The 17,131-nt window shown below is 70.0% G+C and carries 12 protein-coding genes; 5 read left to right on the top strand and 7 right to left on the bottom strand.

Annotation, left to right across the window (positions count from 1 at the left end):
- Nucleotides 1-299: 299 nt before the first annotated feature.
- A complete protein-coding gene (locus KUA19_RS07755; protein WP_217395463.1) occupies nt 300-1,274 on the top strand; it encodes an AraC family transcriptional regulator in 975 nt (324 codons plus the stop codon).
- A 321-nt stretch (nt 1,275-1,595) separates the two neighbouring features.
- Here KUA19_RS07755 and KUA19_RS43825 read toward each other — a convergent pair whose 3' ends face one another.
- On the bottom strand, nt 1,596-3,530 hold the full coding sequence (locus tag KUA19_RS43825) for an RNA-guided endonuclease TnpB family protein (RefSeq protein WP_217395464.1): 1,935 nt from the start codon (nt 3,528-3,530) through the stop codon (nt 1,596-1,598).
- A gap of 347 nt (nt 3,531-3,877) precedes the next feature.
- Between KUA19_RS43825 and KUA19_RS07765 the strand changes: the two genes are divergently transcribed.
- Together KUA19_RS07765 and KUA19_RS07770 are read left to right on the top strand one after the other, a co-directional pair.
- Entirely contained in the window at nt 3,878-4,852 is a 975-nt protein-coding gene (locus KUA19_RS07765) for an AraC family transcriptional regulator (RefSeq protein ID WP_217395465.1), read from the top strand.
- Nucleotides 4,853-5,085: 233 nt separating this feature from the next.
- Nucleotides 5,086-8,232, top strand: coding sequence for an ATP-binding protein (locus tag KUA19_RS07770; RefSeq protein ID WP_217395466.1), 3,147 nt, complete (start codon nt 5,086-5,088; stop codon nt 8,230-8,232).
- A gap of 2 nt (nt 8,233-8,234) precedes the next feature.
- Here KUA19_RS07770 and KUA19_RS07775 read toward each other — a convergent pair whose 3' ends face one another.
- Both KUA19_RS07775 and KUA19_RS07780 read right to left on the bottom strand, forming a co-directional pair.
- A complete protein-coding gene (locus KUA19_RS07775; protein ID WP_217395467.1) occupies nt 8,235-9,089 on the bottom strand; it encodes an ABC transporter permease in 855 nt (284 codons plus the stop codon).
- A complete protein-coding gene (locus KUA19_RS07780) occupies nt 9,086-10,084 on the bottom strand; it encodes an ATP-binding cassette domain-containing protein (protein ID WP_217395468.1) in 999 nt (332 codons plus the stop codon). The genes KUA19_RS07775 and KUA19_RS07780 overlap by 4 nt, the downstream gene beginning before the upstream one ends.
- 307 nt (nt 10,085-10,391) lie before the next feature.
- Here KUA19_RS07780 and KUA19_RS07785 point away from each other — a divergent pair, with 307 nt between their 5' ends.
- A complete protein-coding gene (locus KUA19_RS07785) occupies nt 10,392-10,652 on the top strand; it encodes a hypothetical protein (protein WP_217395469.1) in 261 nt (86 codons plus the stop codon).
- Nucleotides 10,653-10,696: 44 nt separating this feature from the next.
- On the opposite strand, the gene KUA19_RS07790 is transcribed toward KUA19_RS07785, so the two are convergent.
- From KUA19_RS07790 to KUA19_RS07805, 4 genes are all read right to left on the bottom strand, one after another.
- A complete protein-coding gene (locus KUA19_RS07790; protein ID WP_217395470.1) occupies nt 10,697-11,518 on the bottom strand; it encodes a DUF1295 domain-containing protein in 822 nt (273 codons plus the stop codon).
- Nucleotides 11,519-11,624: 106 nt separating this feature from the next.
- Complete coding sequence (locus tag KUA19_RS07795) at nt 11,625-13,007, bottom strand: chitinase (protein ID WP_217395471.1); 1,383 nt, start codon at nt 13,005-13,007, stop codon at nt 11,625-11,627.
- Between the two features lie 149 nt (nt 13,008-13,156).
- A complete protein-coding gene (locus KUA19_RS07800; RefSeq protein ID WP_217395472.1) occupies nt 13,157-14,020 on the bottom strand; it encodes a permease prefix domain 1-containing protein in 864 nt (287 codons plus the stop codon).
- On the bottom strand, nt 14,020-14,430 hold the full coding sequence (locus KUA19_RS07805; protein ID WP_308167373.1) for a PadR family transcriptional regulator: 411 nt from the start codon (nt 14,428-14,430) through the stop codon (nt 14,020-14,022). Before KUA19_RS07805 ends, KUA19_RS07800 begins: the two co-directional genes overlap by 1 nt.
- Nucleotides 14,431-14,638: 208 nt before the next feature.
- On the opposite strand from KUA19_RS07805, the gene KUA19_RS07810 reads away from it, so the two are divergent.
- On the top strand, nt 14,639-16,945 hold the full coding sequence (locus KUA19_RS07810; RefSeq protein WP_217395473.1) for an immune inhibitor A domain-containing protein: 2,307 nt from the start codon (nt 14,639-14,641) through the stop codon (nt 16,943-16,945).
- Nucleotides 16,946-17,131 lie beyond the last annotated feature (186 nt).

Raw genomic sequence — 17,131 nt, forward strand, 5'->3', positions numbered from 1 at the left:
ATCCACGCCCAGATGCGAGCCGCCGCCGGGCGGGATGGCAAGGGGACGGCCACCGCGCTGCACGATCGCGTGGTTCCGAATCGCCCGTCCTCGGCCCAGGACCAGTCAAACACAGCTGGGGGCGGCTAGGAGAGATCTCCCCCCGGACCGTCCGGGGCAGTCAACTCAGCCGTGACCTCCTTCCGCACCCGAGAACTGCACGCAGGACGGGCAAAACCCACCGCCCGGATTCTCGTTTGGTGGTTAGGCCCCCTTGCCCAGCCCCACCGGCGGCCAGCATCGTTCGAGGATGGGGTGGCATGACTGACGGCGAAGCACTGCGGGTGCAGTCGCGCGAGTTCACGACCCGTGACATGGAGGTCGCGCACCAGGTCATCTGCGACACGTACACGCCACACCGGCCCCGTGTCCTCGGCGGCAGCCACGACTTCCGGTTCCAGCAGCACGTGATCACGGCCGGGGAACTAAGTATGAGCAGCGTGCGGCACACCGCCAGCGTGGAGACCGTTACCCACCCGCTGCCGTACCTGCTGTTCGGCGTCTCGCTGAATGCCGAGCTCAGCGTCCAGGCCGGGCGCGAGGAGGTGCGCCCGATGCGCGGTGACGCGTACCTCAGCCCCACGGGTGTGCCGCTGACCGTCCAATGGACCGAGGTGGACGTGCGCCTGCTGTGGCTGCCGGTCGAGCGGGTGGCGCGGGTGGCCGCCCGGTCGGGCGTCGCGCTCGCGGACTTCCGCTTTCTCGCCATGACGCCGGTGTCCCGGGAGGCGGGCAGGCAGTGGCGCGCCACGATGGCATACCTGTTCCAGATGCTCAACGAACCCGACACTGTGCTGGCCAACCCGCTGGTCCACGCCGCGGCGGTCGACCTGGCGGCCGCCGCGGCCATCGGAGCCTTCCCCAACACGGCCACCACTGCCGGTCATCTCGGCGAGCCGGGGCGGGTGGCGCCCGCGGCGCTGCGGCGGGCGGTGGCCTTCGTCGACGCGCATGCGCACCAGCCGGTCACCGTCGAGGACATCGCCGACGCGGCAGGGCTCTCCTGCCGGGCGCTGCAGACCGCGTTCAGCCGCCACGTCGGCACTACGCCGATGGCGTACCTGCGCCGGGTGCGGCTGGAGCGGGCCCACCGCGACCTGCAGGCCGCTGATCCCACGCGCGGGGCCACGGTCGCCGACGTGGCACGCCGGTGGGGGTTCACCAGCCTCAGCCGGTTCGCCGCCGTCTACCAGCAGGAGTACGGCCGGTCACCGCGGCATACCCTGCGCACCTGAGGTGTCCATAGGCGTGATCATGCCCAACGATCGCTGGGGCTCCTTGATGGACGCGTCGGGTTGTTGGACGGGTTTTCTGAACGGTCCTGGCCGTCCCTGAGGCCACTTCTTGATCTTGTTCAGGTAACGAAGCATTGTTGGACAGCTTCATGGTGCCGACTGCCAGAACACGGATCGTCCCACGCGTGCGAGGAGCAGCGGCCAAATTGCTCAGGGCGCCTTTCGGCACGTAGCTGCTGCGTCGCGTCGGCTGTGGTGGTGTGGGACGCCCGGGGATCACTCCCCGAGGGTGGCACTGGCGTTAACCAGTGTCTTCTCGCTTCAACGCCCCCTGCCCGGCGTCCTTGCGGACGTCGGGCTTGCCGGGTCTCTACGAGCGTTTAGGGTCTCCCCGCTATCGGAGGCGACCGTCGTGAGCTGCCTTCGCGCCGCGTACACGATGTTCGCGGTGCTGTTCTCGTGACGGTGTACGACGGCGCCGCACGAAAGGCAGTGGAACCTGCTGCGTGAAGGGTCGGAGCTTGGGTTTCGCTCCTTGCACTTCGCACAGGTGCTGGCGACTGGCTCGTTTTTGTCGAGGACGACGAGTTGGGAGCCGTACCACGCGGTTTTGTATTCGAGCTGGCCTCGCAGGATCCCCAGCGCGGCGTCCAGGAGGTGCCGGTTGAACCGGGCCTCGACCTTCACGTCCTTGCCGGGCTGCTCGGCGGTGCCTCTGGCTGAGGCGGTGAGAGCGGCCAGGGCGAGGTCTTCGATCGCCACATGCGTGAACCGGGTGGCGAGCTTCTTGGAGACACCGTGTAGGAACGAGGCACGGCCGACTCTGATCTGGTGGTGCAGGTGGGCGACCCGGGCTGCGGCCTTCGCCCGCCGGTGCGACCCCTGCTGGGCACGGGCCAGCGTGCGCTGCGCCTTGGCCACCTTGGTCAGGCTGTCGGCGAGCAGCCGGGGGTGCTGCACGAGGGCCGAGGTGGGGTCGGCTGGATCGAGGGGGCTGGACAGGGCGGCCAGGTAGCGGGAGCCGAGGTCGACGCCGACGAGCCCGCCGGCGCGCTGGCGGACGGTCGGGCCGCCGACCTGCTCGACACGGCCGCTGCCGCTGGCAGCCTTCTCGGCCTGGGCGCGGGTCATGTACGGGACTCGGATGCCGTCGTCGTCGACGTGCTCCCACAGCACGGGGACATCCTGTTTCACCTTGGCCAGCACGGAGGCGTACCAGCGATGGGCGCCACGGGTGACGGTCACGGACTGGATGACGGCCTGGCCGCGGGTCACCAGCCGTGCCAGGCGCTTGCCGCTGTCGTGGATGCGGATGCTGCCCAGGCCCGGCATCACCAGGCGCCGGTAGCCGTCCAGGCGGATGATCGGCCTCTTCACGTCGTGGAACAGCGTGAACGAGTCCGCAGCGCGGCCCTTCTTCTTGAACCGGGGATAGCCGGTGCGGGGACCCGCGCGCCGACCGGCCAGCGAATCCTGCCAGTACCTCCAGGCGACCCCCGCGCGGTCGAAGCCGGACGTGAAGCAGAAGCCGTTCACCTCTGACCACCAGGGGCTGCCGCCCTCTTCTTTGGGCCGGTCCCGGTCCATGCGCCACAGGGCGCTGGTGTCGAAAGCAGTCGGCGTGCGGAACCCGGCACTGAACGCTTCGGCCTTGAGCGCGTTCACCATGGCGCGGGCTTCGGCCAACAGCTCACGTTCGCGGCCGGCGCCGGCGGCGTCCGCGCGCACAGCGGCAAGCCGGCGCTCAAGTTCCTCCTGCCCCGTCGAGGGCTGCGCCGGGGCAGGAGCCTGCTTGCCGATGACGTTGTTCATGAGGCTCTTGCGGTGGTGGTCCCACACCTTGATGCGGTCGGTGAGCTCAGCGCCGTCGGCCTTGATCCGGGCCTTCGCCTCGACTTCGCTCAGCCCCGCGTCAAGGTAGACGCTCCGACGAGCGGCCCAGGCCTGGTAGGACTCGGTCATCTTCCCCAGGGCGTAGTTGTAGGCCCACCGGCACGCCCCGGCATAGCGGGCCAGCTCGGCGCGTTCAGCGTCAGAGGGGTCCAGGGCGAATCTGAAAGCACGCAGAACCTCTATCTGAGGCACAGCGTTCCCCCTCACAAACACCGACGCGCTGTCAGAAAAAACCCTTTCCACCAGGCTTGCCCGATAAGCGCCGTTCCACAATGTTCGAGGCGGGCAATGGTCGATGCGTGCGCAGTGCTGACATGTAAGCGGCGGAATACGGTCAGTACGTGCGTAGCCGGTCCCGTCCACAGCCGGGAACGGTCAATACGTGCCGGAAGTGTGCACGCGACTCACAAGGCCGACTGTTTGGACGACGGAACGGCTCCCGGTAGTTCCTAATCCGCAGCCGCTGGCGCCGAGTGGAGGGCAGCCCAGACCTCAGACCTCGGGCTGGTACGACCGGACTTGACAACACATCGACGCGACGGGCAGCCGCCACACCCGGTCGATCCCAACGCTGGTGGCGCATCTCGGGTTTTCGCGCTCATCGCCAAGCGCGCAAGGCACAGCGACACCCAGTGTCGCCGACTCTCGTTGATTTAGGCGCGCCTTGCGCCGGAATCCTCTGGCGGGCGTATCGTCCGAGGGCGGGTGGCATGGCTGATGGCATAGCGCTGCAGGTGCAGGCGAGCGAGTTCACGACCCGCGACGTGCAGCAGGCACACGAGATCATCCGCAGCGCGGACGGGGTGAACCGCCACTGTGTCATCGGCGGCGTCGACGACTTCCGATTCCAGCGGCGCGAGTTGACACTCGGGGAACTGGGCATGGAGGCCATCCGGCACACCGCGACCGTGGAGATGATGACCGACCCGCTGTCGCACCTTGTCTTCGTCGTGTCACTGAGCGCCGAGTTCGACATCCAAGCCGGGGACATGCAGCTGCGGTCGCTGCGCGGGGACCCGGTCCTTTACCCCATGGGCGTGCCGATGGCCGTCCGGTTCGCCGACCTGAAACAGTGCATGCTGCGGCTACCGGTCGACCGGGTGGCGCAGGTGGCCGCCCGGTCGGGCGTCGCGCTCGCGGACTTCCGCTTCGAGGGAATGGCCCCGGTGTCCCCGCAAGCGCGCCGGCGCTGGCGCAACACTATGAGATACCTGTTCAAAACGCTCAGCGCACCCGACACCGCGCTGGCCAACCCGCTGGTGCACGCCGCAGCGATCGACCTGGCGGCCACCGTAGCCATCGCCGCCTTCCCCAACACCGCCACCGCCGCCGGTGAGTTCGCCGAGCCGGGGCGGGTGGCGCCCGCCGCACTGCGGCGCGCCGTCGCCTTCATCGACGCCCACGCGCACGAACCGGTGACCCTCGAGGACATCGCCGACGCGGCGGGGATCTCCGCGCGCGGTCTGCAGGCCGCCTTCCACCGCCACATCGACACCACACCGATGGCGTACCTGCGCCGAGTGCGACTGGAGCGGGCACATCGCGACCTGCAGGCCGCCGATCCGACACGCGGGGACACAGTCGCCGACGTCGCGCGCCGCTGGGGGTTCACCAGCCTCAGCCGCTTCGCCGCCGACTACCGGCAGGAGTATGGCCGCACGCCTCGACAGACCCTGCGCACCTGAACCTGGGCGCAGTCGCATGGAAAGATCAACGGGTACGAACGGCGCATCGTCGTCGGCTGGGCCGCCAAGTGCCTGAGCATGACCGGTATCCCGGACACCACGCCGCGATGGTCCAGTGGGCCAGGGCCATCGCGATGACCCGACGCCTGACCGGATACCACCGCGCTGGCCGGTTCAAAGCCCCACTCCGCACCGACTGACCTCGCTATTCAACAGGCTCTTAGACTTGGCGGGTGCCGATCATCCTGTCGCTGCTGGAAACGGTGCGCTGGGACGGCGAGCCGGTGCTGGGCGAGCGGCCGCAGGCGCTCCTGGCCGCGCTGGCCGCCGCCGGACGGACGGTCGGCTCCGCACGTCTGATCGACCTCATCTGGGACGAGGACGTCCCCGCCAATCCACTCAAAGCGCTGCAGGTGCTGGTCTCACGGACAAGGTCGGCGCACGGGCCGGACTCGGTGGTTCGCGACGCAGACGGCTACCGCCTGGGCATCGAGCGGTCGCAAGTGGACACGCAGGTACTCGCGGACCGGCTCGCCGCGGCCCGGTCCGCGTTCGAATCCGACCCGGCACGCGCGGCCGACCTGGCCGCTGCGGCCCTCGCGCTCGGCCCGGTCGCCACCGACTTCGGCCATGGACCGCTCGGGTCGCTGCGCCGGGAGGCCGAGCACCACCTCGGGCAGGCCCGGCTGCTGCTGGCCAGAGCCAAGGCCAGGCTCGGCGAGTACGCCGACGCGCTGCCCACCCTGACCGAGGTCTGGACCGCGAACCCCGCCGACGAGACACTGCTGCCGGACCTGCTGCGCAGCGAGGCGGCGGTCCGCGGCACCGCTGCCGCGCTGAGCCGGTACGAGGCCTACCGGGCGGACCTGCGCGACCGCCTCGGCACCGACCCCGGCCCGGAGCTGCGCCGGGTCCACAGCGAGCTGCTCGTCCAGGACAGCCCGGTCCGCGCGGGCCTGCGCTACGAGGCGACCACTCTGCTCGGCCGCGCCGCCGATATCCGACGGCTGCAGGCATCGCTGGCCGCCTTCCGGGTCGTGTCCATCGTCGGGCCGGGAGGGCTGGGCAAGACCCGGCTGGCCCATGTGCTGGGCCGGGAGTACCCGGCCCCGGTGGTGCATTTCGTCGAACTCGTCGGCGTCACCGCTCCCGACGACCTCGTCGGCGAGATCGGGTCGGCGCTGGGCGTACGCGACTCGGTCAGCGGCCGACGCACCCTCACCGCCGAGCAGCGGGCCGACGTGCGCGCCCGCATGGCGCGCTACCTCGACCAGGCACCGAGCCTGCTGATCCTGGACAACTGCGAGCACATCGTCGCCGCCGTCGCCGACCTCGTCGCCTACCTCGCCGCCGCCACCCGTGAGCTGCGCGTGCTCACCACCACCAGAGCGCCGCTGGCCATCGCCGCCGAACAGGTCTACCCGCTGGCCGAGCTCGACCCCGAGGACGCGGCCGAGCTGTTCCGACAGCGGGCCACGGCAGCCCGACCGGACGTACACCTCGCCGGTACGGACGAGGTGGTGGCCGAGATCGTCGAGCGGCTCGACGGGCTCCCCCTCGCCATCGAACTGGCGGCGGCGAAGGTACGAGTGATGGCGGTCGCCGACATCGCCCGCCGCCTGGAGAACCGGTTCGCGTTGCTGCGCGGCGGGGACCGCAGCGCACCCGACCGGCACCAGACGCTGCTGGCCGTCATCGACTGGTCCTGGAACCTGCTCGCCGAACGGGAACGCCGGGCGCTGCGCTGGCTGTCGGTGTTCCACGACGGGTTCACCCTCGCCGCCGCCGAGGCGATGCTCGGCGACGACGCGCTGGCGGCGGTGCAGGATCTGGCCGACCAGTCCCTGCTGACCGTCGTGGAGACCGGTCCCGGCGGTGTGCGCTACCGGATGCTGGAGACCGTACGCGAGTTCGGCCGGATGCAGCTGATCGACGCCGGCGAGGACGCCGCGGCCGACCAGGCCCAGCGTGCCTGGGCGGTCGCCTTCTCCGCCCGGCACGCCCGCGCCCTGTTCAGCCCCAAGCAGGTCGACGTCGTCGACGCCATCCGACCCGAGGAGACCAACCTCTCCGACGTGCTCCGCCGGACCTTCGCCGCACCGGACCCGGCGGCGACGGTGCAGATCCTCGCCGCCCTGGCCGGATACTGGATCATCCTGGGCGAACACCCCCGGCTGCTGGTACTCATCGAAGCGGCCGCGAACGCGGTGGACGGGTGGACGCCCCCGCCGCACCTCGCCGACGCCACCCGGATGGCGATCGGGATGACCCTCAACGGCTCCCTGGTCGCCAACAGCCCGCATTCGGACCGGTTGCGGTCCGCGCTGCGGGTGATCGGGTCGGGCGAGCACGATCCATGGATCTCCGCGATGGTCACCATGCTGACCGAGATCGACCCGAGCTCACCCGACGGCTTCCTCCACCAGCTGCGTGAACACGCCGCTTCCCCCGACCGCCAGATCGCGGCCCTGGCGCTGCCGTGGCTGAGCCAGTCCCTGGAGAACCTGGGCGACCCGGACGCGGCCATGGACGCCGCCGAGCGCGGGCTGCTGCTCGCCGACGACACGGTCGGCCCCTGGTCACAGGCGATCATGCACACCATGGCGGCGCAACTCGCGATGCAGCTCGGCCGGGTGAAAGACGCGGCCGTCCACGCGCATGCCGCGTTGCCGGTGCTGGATCGGCTCGGCGCCCGCGATGACGCCATCCAGCTGCGTTCCCTGCTCGCCCTGGTGATGATCTCCACCGGTGACATCGCCGCCGCCGCCGGGCAGCTCGCCGACATCGGCGACCCGCAGGAGGTGGAGGGGATCCTGGGCGGCCGGCTCGTATTCGATCTCGGCAACGCCGAGCTGGCCCTGGCACGCGGCGAAATCGAGGCGGGGCTGGCTGCGTACCGCGAGGCGTGCGTGCGGGTGCGCAAGCTGCGGATGCCGGGCGTTCCGGCGACGGGGTTGGAGCCGTGGGTGCTGCTGGCCGAGGCGACCAGCCTGGCCGCGCGCGCCTACTACGCGCCGGCCGACGACCCGGCCGGCACGGCGCTGTTCGCACAGGCCGGTGAGCGGGCCTTGCGCGTGCTCGACCCCGACCACCCCTACCTGGACTATCCGGTCTGCGGGCTGGTGCTGTTCGCGCTCGGCGCGTGGGGACTGCTGCGCGATGCCCTGCCGGTCCAGGAGGCGGTGCGGCTGATCGCGCTGGCGGAACGGTTCGCGTACAACCGGAGCATGCCGACGATGGCGTGGGAGCGGATCGCCGTCCAGGCCGAGGCGCGTGCACCCGGTCTGCTGGCCGGGCTGGCCGCCGAGTACGGCGACCGGCGCGGCCCCGACCTGCTCGACGAGGCACGGAGCCTGCTCGAGCGGATCGGGGCCGACTGATCTCAGAGGTGCCGCTTGTAACCGCGTACCGACAGCGGCGCGAAGATGGCGATGACGGCCGCGCAGGACACCAGCGCCCAGCCGACGTGCCCGGTGATCTGGCCGTCGTTGGCCAGGTCGCGGGTGGCGGTGACCACGTATGACACCGGGTTGACCTTCACGAACGCGGCGAGCCAGCCGGGCAGGGTCTCGACCGGGACCAGCGCGTTGGACATGAACGTCAACGGAAACATGATCATCATGGAGATGCCCTGGACGCTCTGCGCACTGCGGGCCAGGGTGCCGACCCAGGTGAACACCCAGGCCAGCGACCAGCCGGCGACCATCGTGAGCAGGATCGCCAGCACCACACCGGCCACGCCGCCACCGGGGCGGTAGCCCATCGCGATACCGGTGAGGAAGGTCAACGTCGAGGCGATGGCGTACCGCAGCAGGTCAGCGATCATGGGACCGGCCAGCGGTGCGATCCGGGCCATCGGCAACGACTTGAACCGGTCGAACACCCCCTTCTCCATGTCCTCGCGCAGTTGCACGCCGGTGGCCATGCACGCCGTCAACGCGGTCTGCGCCAGGATGCCGGGGATCACCAGCGGCAGATAGGCCTGCACGCTGCCGGCCATACCGCCACCGAGCAGGTAGGCGAACATCGCCGTGAACAGCAGGGGCTGCACGGTGACGTCGAAGAACTGCTCCGGGTTGCGACGCATCTTCTTCGTCGCCCGCCACGCCATCGACATCGTCTGGCCGAGCGTCTGGCGCACGCTGTTGTGCGAGGTCGTGCGAGCGGCGATGTCGGCCGCCGTCAGCCGTCGCGGCGCCGTCGCCACCGGCGTCGGCTGGGTCAACTGCATGGTCATCGGGCCACCTCGAGCTGAAGTTCGTCCGCGGTCGCGGACTGGTCGGAGCTGTCACCGGTGTCGTGTCCGGTGAGCGCCAGGAACACCTCGTCGAGGGTCGGCGCGTCGACGCTCACCGAGGTGATGCCGATCCCCGCCTCGCGCAGGCTGATGAGCACGTCCGCGGCCCGGTCCGCGGTGGCCAGCGCGACGTTCATCCGCCCCGACTCGGGGCTGAGCACCGGATCCTCACCCAGCAGCCGTCGTACGACGTCGGCCGCCGCCGGCTGGTCGGCGGCGTCGGTCAGCCGCAGCCGCAGGGTCGAGTTGCCCACGGAGGCCTTCAGCTCGTCGGGGGTTCCCTCGGCGACCTTGCGGCCACGGTCGATGACCGCGATCCGGTCGGCGAGCTGGTCGGCCTCGTCCAGGTACTGCGTGGTCAGCAGGACTGTGCAGCCGCCCGCGACCAGCTCGCGGATGGTGTCCCACATCTGTCCCCGGGTACGCGGGTCCAGTCCCGTGGTCGGCTCGTCCAAGAAGATCAACGGCGGCCGGGTGATCAAACTGGCGGCCAGGTCGAGACGCCGCCGCATACCACCGCTGAACTGCGAGATCGGCTTGTTCGCCGCCTCCTGCAGCCCGAACTGCTCCAGCAGTTGGGCCGCCGTCTTGCGGGAGGTCTGGCTGGAGACCCCCTGGAGTCGCCCGAACAACCACAGGTTCTCGTTCGCGGTCAGGTTCTCGTCCACGGACGCGTACTGCCCGGTCACACCGAGTAACTGCCTGGTGCGGTGGGGGTCGCGGCGCACGTCCACGCCGAAGATCTCGGCCCGGCCCCCGTCGATGGGCAGCAGGGTGGCCAGCATCTTGAGCATGGTGGTCTTGCCGGCGCCGTTGGGGCCGAGCACGCCGTAGATCTCGCCCTGGTCGATGTGCAGGTCGACCCCGTCGACGGCGCGGAAGTCACCGAATGACTTGACCAGGCCCTCCGCGTGGACCGCGGGAATGTAGTTCATGTGTTCGCTCCCTCGCGACCGGCGTCAACCGGTCGGGCAACAGCATCCACCGCGCCGGTTCCACCGCGCCTACACCGCGGTTTCACCGCTGATTCGGCCGACTTCGCGCTGGTCTCACCGGCGGTCGAGCCTGCTCGGACGGCGGGCCAAGAGGCGGCGGGCCGCGCGCCGGACCAGGCTGCAACCACATCGAATCCTGGAAAAGCTTGCTCAAACGTCGTCACGCGGCGCATAGTTCGAGGAAGCCGCCCCCTTTGTAAGGAATGCCACTGTGCTTGCTGACACCTTTCCTCCTGCAAATCCCGATGTGAGCGTTCTGACCGAGATGACGCACGAGGCGATGGTGGCTCGCTGGCAGCAGGGCCTGGTCACGCCGATGTCCTCGACGATCGACACCATCGCCAAGACCGACGGCAGCTGGTGGACCGCCAGCGAGGGCGCGTGGCAGCGGGTCGCGCAGGCTGACCGCAACGAACGGCTCGACTACCACCACGACCGCTTCGGGTCGACCTGCCAGGCCAAGGGTCCGGTGGGGTCCCAGTGGGGCGGTTCCGGCCGGCGCGGATAACCACCCGCGAAACGGGCCATGTCCGAGTACGGACCCGGCCCGTTTCAGCGGATCGCCGCTGAGGCGCCGCGTCGTGGCGGCCAGGGGACGATCGGCGAGGTGACCGCCTGGTAGTCGGCGTACTCCGGGTAACGGGAGCGGGTGATGCTCTCGGTGAAGACCGTCGAGCCGACGAACAGCGCGGTGAGCAGCACCGCGCCCAGCACCGTCCACTGCGCGACGGAACCCGCCGCGACCGCCCCGAAGCCGAACACCACCCACCACTGCGCCTGCTCGAAGAAGTAGTTGGGGTGGCGCGAGTACTTGAACAGCCCCGTCCGCAGGAACCGCGACTCGGGCTCCTGACCGGCCGCGACCGCCGCGTGCTTGCGCCGGTGGAAGCTCCACTGCTGCTGGTCGGCCACGGTCTCCCCGGCGAGCAACGCGAGGAACACCACCGCGAGCGCCGCGTCGAGCGCTCCGAACGGCCGCGGGTGGCTCAGCGCCGTGTCCGCGGGCAGGCTGATCAGCAGCAGGATGATGTTCTGGTACACCGTGATGAACAGCAGGTTGAAGACCTGGAACTGCCACGGCGTCAGCCGCGCCCGCAGGATCGCCCACCGGTAGTCCTCCCCGCCGGGGGCGTACCCGCCGCGCCGGGCGAAGTTGAACGTCAGCCGGGCTCCCCACAGCAGCACCAGCGCGGTCAGCACGTTCAGCCGGGTGTCGGCGAAGTCGGCTGAGGCGGCGAACACCGCGACGTACCCCACCGGGATGATCGACCAGATCCGGTCCACCCACGAGTGCTCGCCGCTGATCAGGGAGGCGGTCCAGGTCGCGGCGCAGGCACCGGCACAGATCCACAGGCAGACGATGAGGGCGTCCATGATCGGGCACTGTAGCCGGGCAATCGGCTCGCGCATACCGGCCGTGAAGCCGGTCCGGCCCGGATCCGCGCGCGTCAGGGGCGGGCGGATCCGGGCCGGACGGTGTTCAGCAGGGGCCGTTGTCGGTCCAGACGCCCTGGCCGTTGTTGCCGGGGATGTCACCCTGGGTCCACCACTTGGCGGTCCACTTGTGCCCGTTGTACGAGACGACGCTGCCGCCGCCGTACGCGGTCGTGGCGACCCAGGCCGGTGCGGTGCACTGGCCGCCCGGCGGCGGCGAGCTCGGCGTGCCCGAGCAGGCGCCCTGGTCGAGCCACACCCCGGCGGTGCCGGGGGTCTCGCCCTGGGTCCACCACTGCGCTTTCCACGTGTGGCCGTTGTAGGACACCAGCGAGCCGCCGGTGTACGCGGTGCCGCTGGCCCAGGCCGGTGCGGTGCAGCCGCCGGGCGGCGTGGAGGGCGGCGTGGACGGCTGGGTCGTCGGCGGGGTGGCCCCGGCGAACCGTGCGGTGTACTTCGTGAAGTCCCAGGCGGCCTGCGGCACGCTGCTGCAGGTGCCGGAGGTGGTGCTCTGGTTGGGGTCGGCGCACTGCCGGTCGCGGTTGACCGACCAGTACGTGTACCGGGCCAGTCGGTGGCCGGTCGCGTAGTCGAGCACGGACTGGAAGTCGGCCTGCCGGAAGTACTCCCCGGCGTCGCTGCGGCCGTTCATCATCGACACGCCTTCGTGGGCGTACGCGACGTCGCTGCTCCAGCCGAACGTGGTCATCAGGATCGAGTGGAACGCCTCCAGCGCGCTGATCTGGCTGGACGCGCCGTTGAACCCGCCGTCGAACGGCATGATCGAGTAGTTGGCGGGGGTGAAGCCCAGGCCCTTGGCGTCGTTGAGCATCTGCTGGCCGAACCAGCCGGTGCCCGACGCGGTCCCGGCGGTGGTCACCGAGACGTACAGGCCGGGGTTGTCGCGCTGGAGGATCTGGGCGGCGCCGAGTTCGTTGTGCACGGCCGCGGCGTTCTCGTACTCGGGCTCCTCGAGGTCGAAGTCGATGGCCTTGAGCCCGTACTTGGTGACGACCTGCTGGTAGGCGGCGGCGGTGGCGGCCGGGGTGCCGCAGGTCTGGCCGAGCTTCGTGCCGCCGTACCCGCCGATCGAGACGCTCACGTCGCCGCCGTTGGCGCGGATCCGGCTGATCAGGTTGGCGGCCTCGGTGTCACTGGACACCGGGCGGGTGCCGTCCCAGGTCGGCGTGCAGCCGCCGCCGTTGGGGGCGAGGATGAACGCCAACTGGAACGCCTTCTGGCCGGTCGCGTTCATGACCGGGATGGGGTCGGGCGGGCTGTTGTCGAACGGCATCAGGTACGGCGCCGAGGCGTACCAGTTGCTGGTCAGCGCGGCGTCGGCGGACGGTGCCGAGATGACGATCGCGGTCGCGGCGGCGAGCAGGCTCGTCCCGATCGATCCCAGTACCGCCAAGCTTCGTCGTTGCATGTTCCCACCTCCGGGGGCAGAAGAAGAAACTGTTAATAAGCTTTACGATTTTGGACCATACGCTTCCATCGATGCTTGGGAAATCGCCCACACCAAAGTTGACGGCCGAATGCCACATCGGGCATTCGGCCGTCCTGATGGTGGTGCGATCAGTCGCGCGGCTTGAACAGGGTGCGCGCCAGCAGGAGCATCATCGCCAGCAGGCCACCGAGCAGCGCCAGCCACGACCAGGCCCAGCCGACCGCGAGTGTCAGCACCACGAACCCGCCCAGCGCCGCCAGCCAGATCGTGGCGGAGTAGATCCCGAACCGGGCCGCCGCGGCCGGGTCGCCGGCGAACGGCTCCAGTTCCCCGTGCTCGCGCTGCATCCGGACCACCCACGGCTTGTGTCGGTTGGTCTGGGTCACGCCCAGCCAGGTGAACGCGACCGCCGCGACGACCAGCAGCACCCCGCCCGCGACCAGCGGGCCGACGGCCCACTCCGGTTCGGCGGCCGCGATGGTCCCGGCACCGGCCAGGCCCAGCGCGGCGGCCGCGCCGTAGGCCAGCGCCCGGCCGGTGGGCAGGGGATAGTTGGTCGTGGTCTCCTGCCGCAGTGCGTCGGCCGTGATCAGGCCGCCGGTCACCGCCAGCACCACGACGGCCGGCACCTCCCATGCGGTCGCCACGGTGTAGAGCACCGACAGGGTCAGGACCGCCAGCGCACCGGCCGCCAGCAGCGACAGCAGCAGCGTCCGTACGACGAACGCCGGGCGCGGCCGCACTCGCTGGTCCAGCCACGGCGTCGACGGCGTACCGGCGGCGTCGGCCACGATCGACCGCACGTCGCCGAGCTCGGCCATCGCCCGCTGCGCGGACACGTCCCCGCTGACGCCGGACTGTTCCAGTTCGGCCACCCGGGCCACCAGGTTGGCGCGCATCTCCTCCTTGAGATCGCGGGCCTCGGGGGTCAGCTCGATGCCGGCGAACGCCTCGTCAAGGAGGCGATGGATCGCCAGGCTGCTATCGGTCATCACGATCGCCTTCCTGAACGGCTGGTGCCCGGGTCGGCGGACTTGCCGAGTCGGAGCAGGGAATCGATGAGGCCGCGGGTGATCTCCCAGGCCTGGACGTTGTGGCCGTAGACGGCCCGGCCCGCATCGGTGATGCGGTAGTACTTGCGGCGGCCGCCCTGGGTCTCGTCGCCCCAGAAGGCCTCCACCAGGCCGTCCTTGAGTAGCCGTCGGTAGCTGGCGTAGAGGGTGGCTTCCTTGATCTCGTACGCCCCGCCGGTGGCGTCGCGGATGGTCTTGAAGATCTCGAAGCCGTAGCTCTCGCCCTGGCTCAGCACCGCCAACACGATCGTGTCGGTGTGCCCCCGCAGGAGGTCGGCTGCGAACGCGTCGCTCGCCAAAAATGTATCGCTGTCAAACTTCTCGGGCACGGCTAGTACTGTAACAGATAAAGTACTCCAACACGCAAATGCTCTGGTCGGCGAGCGGGCACGGCTGACAAGCCCGTCCACAACGACGTCAACACTGTTGTCGAATCACCAGCCGGGCGGCCGAGTCGACCCCTGTTGATCACGTGTGAAACTCCGCGAGGTGGAGCCCCCACGCTCCACCTCTTGCGTTCCTGGGGAGGGACCCACGATGAGAAAGCTGACCTCCGCCGTCGTCGGCGCGGCAGGAGCGGCCATCCTGGTCGCCGCCGCCCTGCAGTGGCCGGCCGGCGCGGCACCCGCCACGAGCGGAGCCGCTGCCCGGCCCGCGGCCGACGGCGCGGACCACCGGGCGGACAACCGGCCCGGTCCGCGTACCAAGCAGTGGACCGACAAGCGCAAGGCCGCCCTGGCCATGGTCGGCCGCGGTCAGGCGCGGATCGACGCGAAGGGCAACGTCACGGTCGACGACGAGACCAACAACGTCGTCGAGGTGGCCTTCGAGAAGACCGACAAGATCTTCACGATCCTGGCCGAGTTCGGTACGCAGAGCGCCGGCAAGTACGGCACCGCCCCCGGCCCGCTGCACAACCAGATCCCGCAGCCCGACCGCGCCGCGGACAACTCCACCGGCTGGTCCGCCGACTTCAGCACCGCCCACTACGAGAACCTGTTCAACGGCTCCGGCGAGTCGATGAAGAGCTTCTACGAGCAGTTGTCCTCGGGCAAGTACTCGGTCACCAACACCGTCAGCGACTGGGTCCAGGTGCCCTACAACGAGTCCTACTACGGCGACAACGCCATCGAGGACAACGGCGGCTCGTGGGCGTTCATCGCCGACACCGGCAACGCCTGGTACCAGCACGCCCTGGCCAGCATGACCCCCGCCCAGATCAACGCCTACCTGGCGCAGTTCGACGTGTGGGACCGCTACGACTTCGACAACGACGGCAACTTCGACGAGCCCGACGGCTACCTCGACCACTTCCAGGCCGTGCACGCCGGTGAGGGCGAGGACGCCGGCGGCGGCGCCCAGGGCGAGGACGCCATCTGGTCGCACCGCTGGTTCGTCAACCCGACCGACTTCGGCCTGACCGGCCCGAGCGTCGGCGGCCAGCAGAACCTGTCCGGCGGCGCCCGGATCGGCAACTCGAACTACTGGCTGGGCGACTACACCACCGAGCCCGAGAACGGCGGCCTGGGCGTGTTCGCCCACGAGTTCGGCCACGACCTCGGCCTGCCCGACTACTACGACACCAACAGCGGTGACAACAGCACCTCCTTCTGGACCCTGATGAGCTCCGGCTCGTGGCTGGGCCACGGCGCCGAGGCCAACGAGGGCATCGGCACCACGCCGGGTCTGATGGGCCCCGAGGAGAAGCTGTTCCTCGGCTGGCTGGACTACCGCACGGTCGCCACCGGCCAGAGTGGCAGCATCCTGCTCGACCCGGCCCAGGACGCCAACACGGCCAACGCCCAGGCGATCAAGGTCAACCTGCCGCCCGCCACGACGTCGACGACCTACACCACCCCGGCCTCCGGGCAGTACGCCTGGTGGACCGGCAGCGCCGACCAGCTCAACGAATCCCTGTCGCACGCCGCGCCCGCCGCCTCCAAGATCAACGTGACGGCCAAGGCGTGGTACGACATCGAGTCCGGCTACGACTACCTCTACTTCGAGTACTCCACCGACGGCGGCGCGACCTGGGCGCAGGCCGGCCAGCCCATCACCGGCTCCTCCAGCGGCAAGTGGACCACGCTGCGCTACTCCTACACCGCCGGCGGCGCGGCCACCCAGTTCCGGTTCCGCTACCAGACCGACGGCGGCGTCCACTTCGCCGGCGCGTTCCTCGACGACATCACGGCAAAGGCCGGCAACACCACGGTGTTCACCGACGACGTCGAGCAGCCCGGCAGCTGGATCGCCACCGGCCAGTGGCAGCGCTCCACCGGCACCGTGTCGACCTCGGCCGACCGGTACTACCTGCTGGAGAACCGCCAGTACACCGGCTACGACGACACGCTGCGCACCGGGCCGTACCAGTTCAGCTACGCCTACAGCGCGCCGAACAAGGTCGAGTTCTTCCCGTTCCAGCCCGGCATGCTCGTCTGGTACGTCAACCACGGCGTGGAGGACAACAACACCTCGCAGCACCCGGGCACCGGCCTGTCGCTGCCGGTCGACGCGCGGCCCGTGCCGCTGGTCTACGCCGACGGCACCAGCCCGACCAACCGCCGCCAGCCGTTCGACGCGACGTTCGGCGTCCAGCCCGTCCCGCAGGTGTGCCTGCACAAGGAGGCGCTGGTCGGCAGCGGCAAGTCGCAGACCGTACAGACCCTGTCGGCCTGCGCCTCGGCCAACGCCGGGATCCCGACGTTCAACGACACCAACCCGTCGGCGTACTACTACAGCGCCAACCCGACCAACAGCGTGCTGGTCGCCGGGCACGGCGTGACCGCCACGGTCACCGGGCAGTCGGGCAACGTCCTGACCGTCAACGTGGTCAACCCGGCCTGACGAGCCGCTGAGGGAGCACCGCGCAAAGGGCCGGGGGCAGGCATCGCCTCCCGGCCCTTTCCGTTTCTGGGTACGGGCCAGACCAGTCAGCCGACCGCGAACGCCGTGCGGTGGCCCGGCACGCCGACGGCCGCGGCGGCGCGGGCGACCGTGTCGACACCTGCAAATTGCCGACGCAACGTCGCC

Source organism: Catellatospora tritici (assembly GCF_019083965.1).
Lineage (GTDB): Bacteria > Actinomycetota > Actinomycetes > Mycobacteriales > Micromonosporaceae > Catellatospora > Catellatospora tritici.

Coding starts and splice junctions, on each gene's coding strand:
- KUA19_RS07780 (WP_217395468.1), bottom strand. CDS start 10,084: ATGAACTACATTCCCGCGGTCCACGCGGAGGGCCTGGTCAAGTCATTC.
- KUA19_RS07775 (WP_217395467.1), bottom strand. CDS start 9,089: ATGACCATGCAGTTGACCCAGCCGACGCCGGTGGCGACGGCGCCGCGA.
- KUA19_RS07755 (WP_217395463.1), top strand. CDS start 300: ATGACTGACGGCGAAGCACTGCGGGTGCAGTCGCGCGAGTTCACGACC.
- KUA19_RS07810 (WP_217395473.1), top strand. CDS start 14,639: ATGAGAAAGCTGACCTCCGCCGTCGTCGGCGCGGCAGGAGCGGCCATC.
- KUA19_RS07765 (WP_217395465.1), top strand. CDS start 3,878: ATGGCTGATGGCATAGCGCTGCAGGTGCAGGCGAGCGAGTTCACGACC.
- KUA19_RS07800 (WP_217395472.1), bottom strand. CDS start 14,020: ATGACCGATAGCAGCCTGGCGATCCATCGCCTCCTTGACGAGGCGTTC.
- KUA19_RS07790 (WP_217395470.1), bottom strand. CDS start 11,518: ATGGACGCCCTCATCGTCTGCCTGTGGATCTGTGCCGGTGCCTGCGCC.
- KUA19_RS07795 (WP_217395471.1), bottom strand. CDS start 13,007: ATGCAACGACGAAGCTTGGCGGTACTGGGATCGATCGGGACGAGCCTG.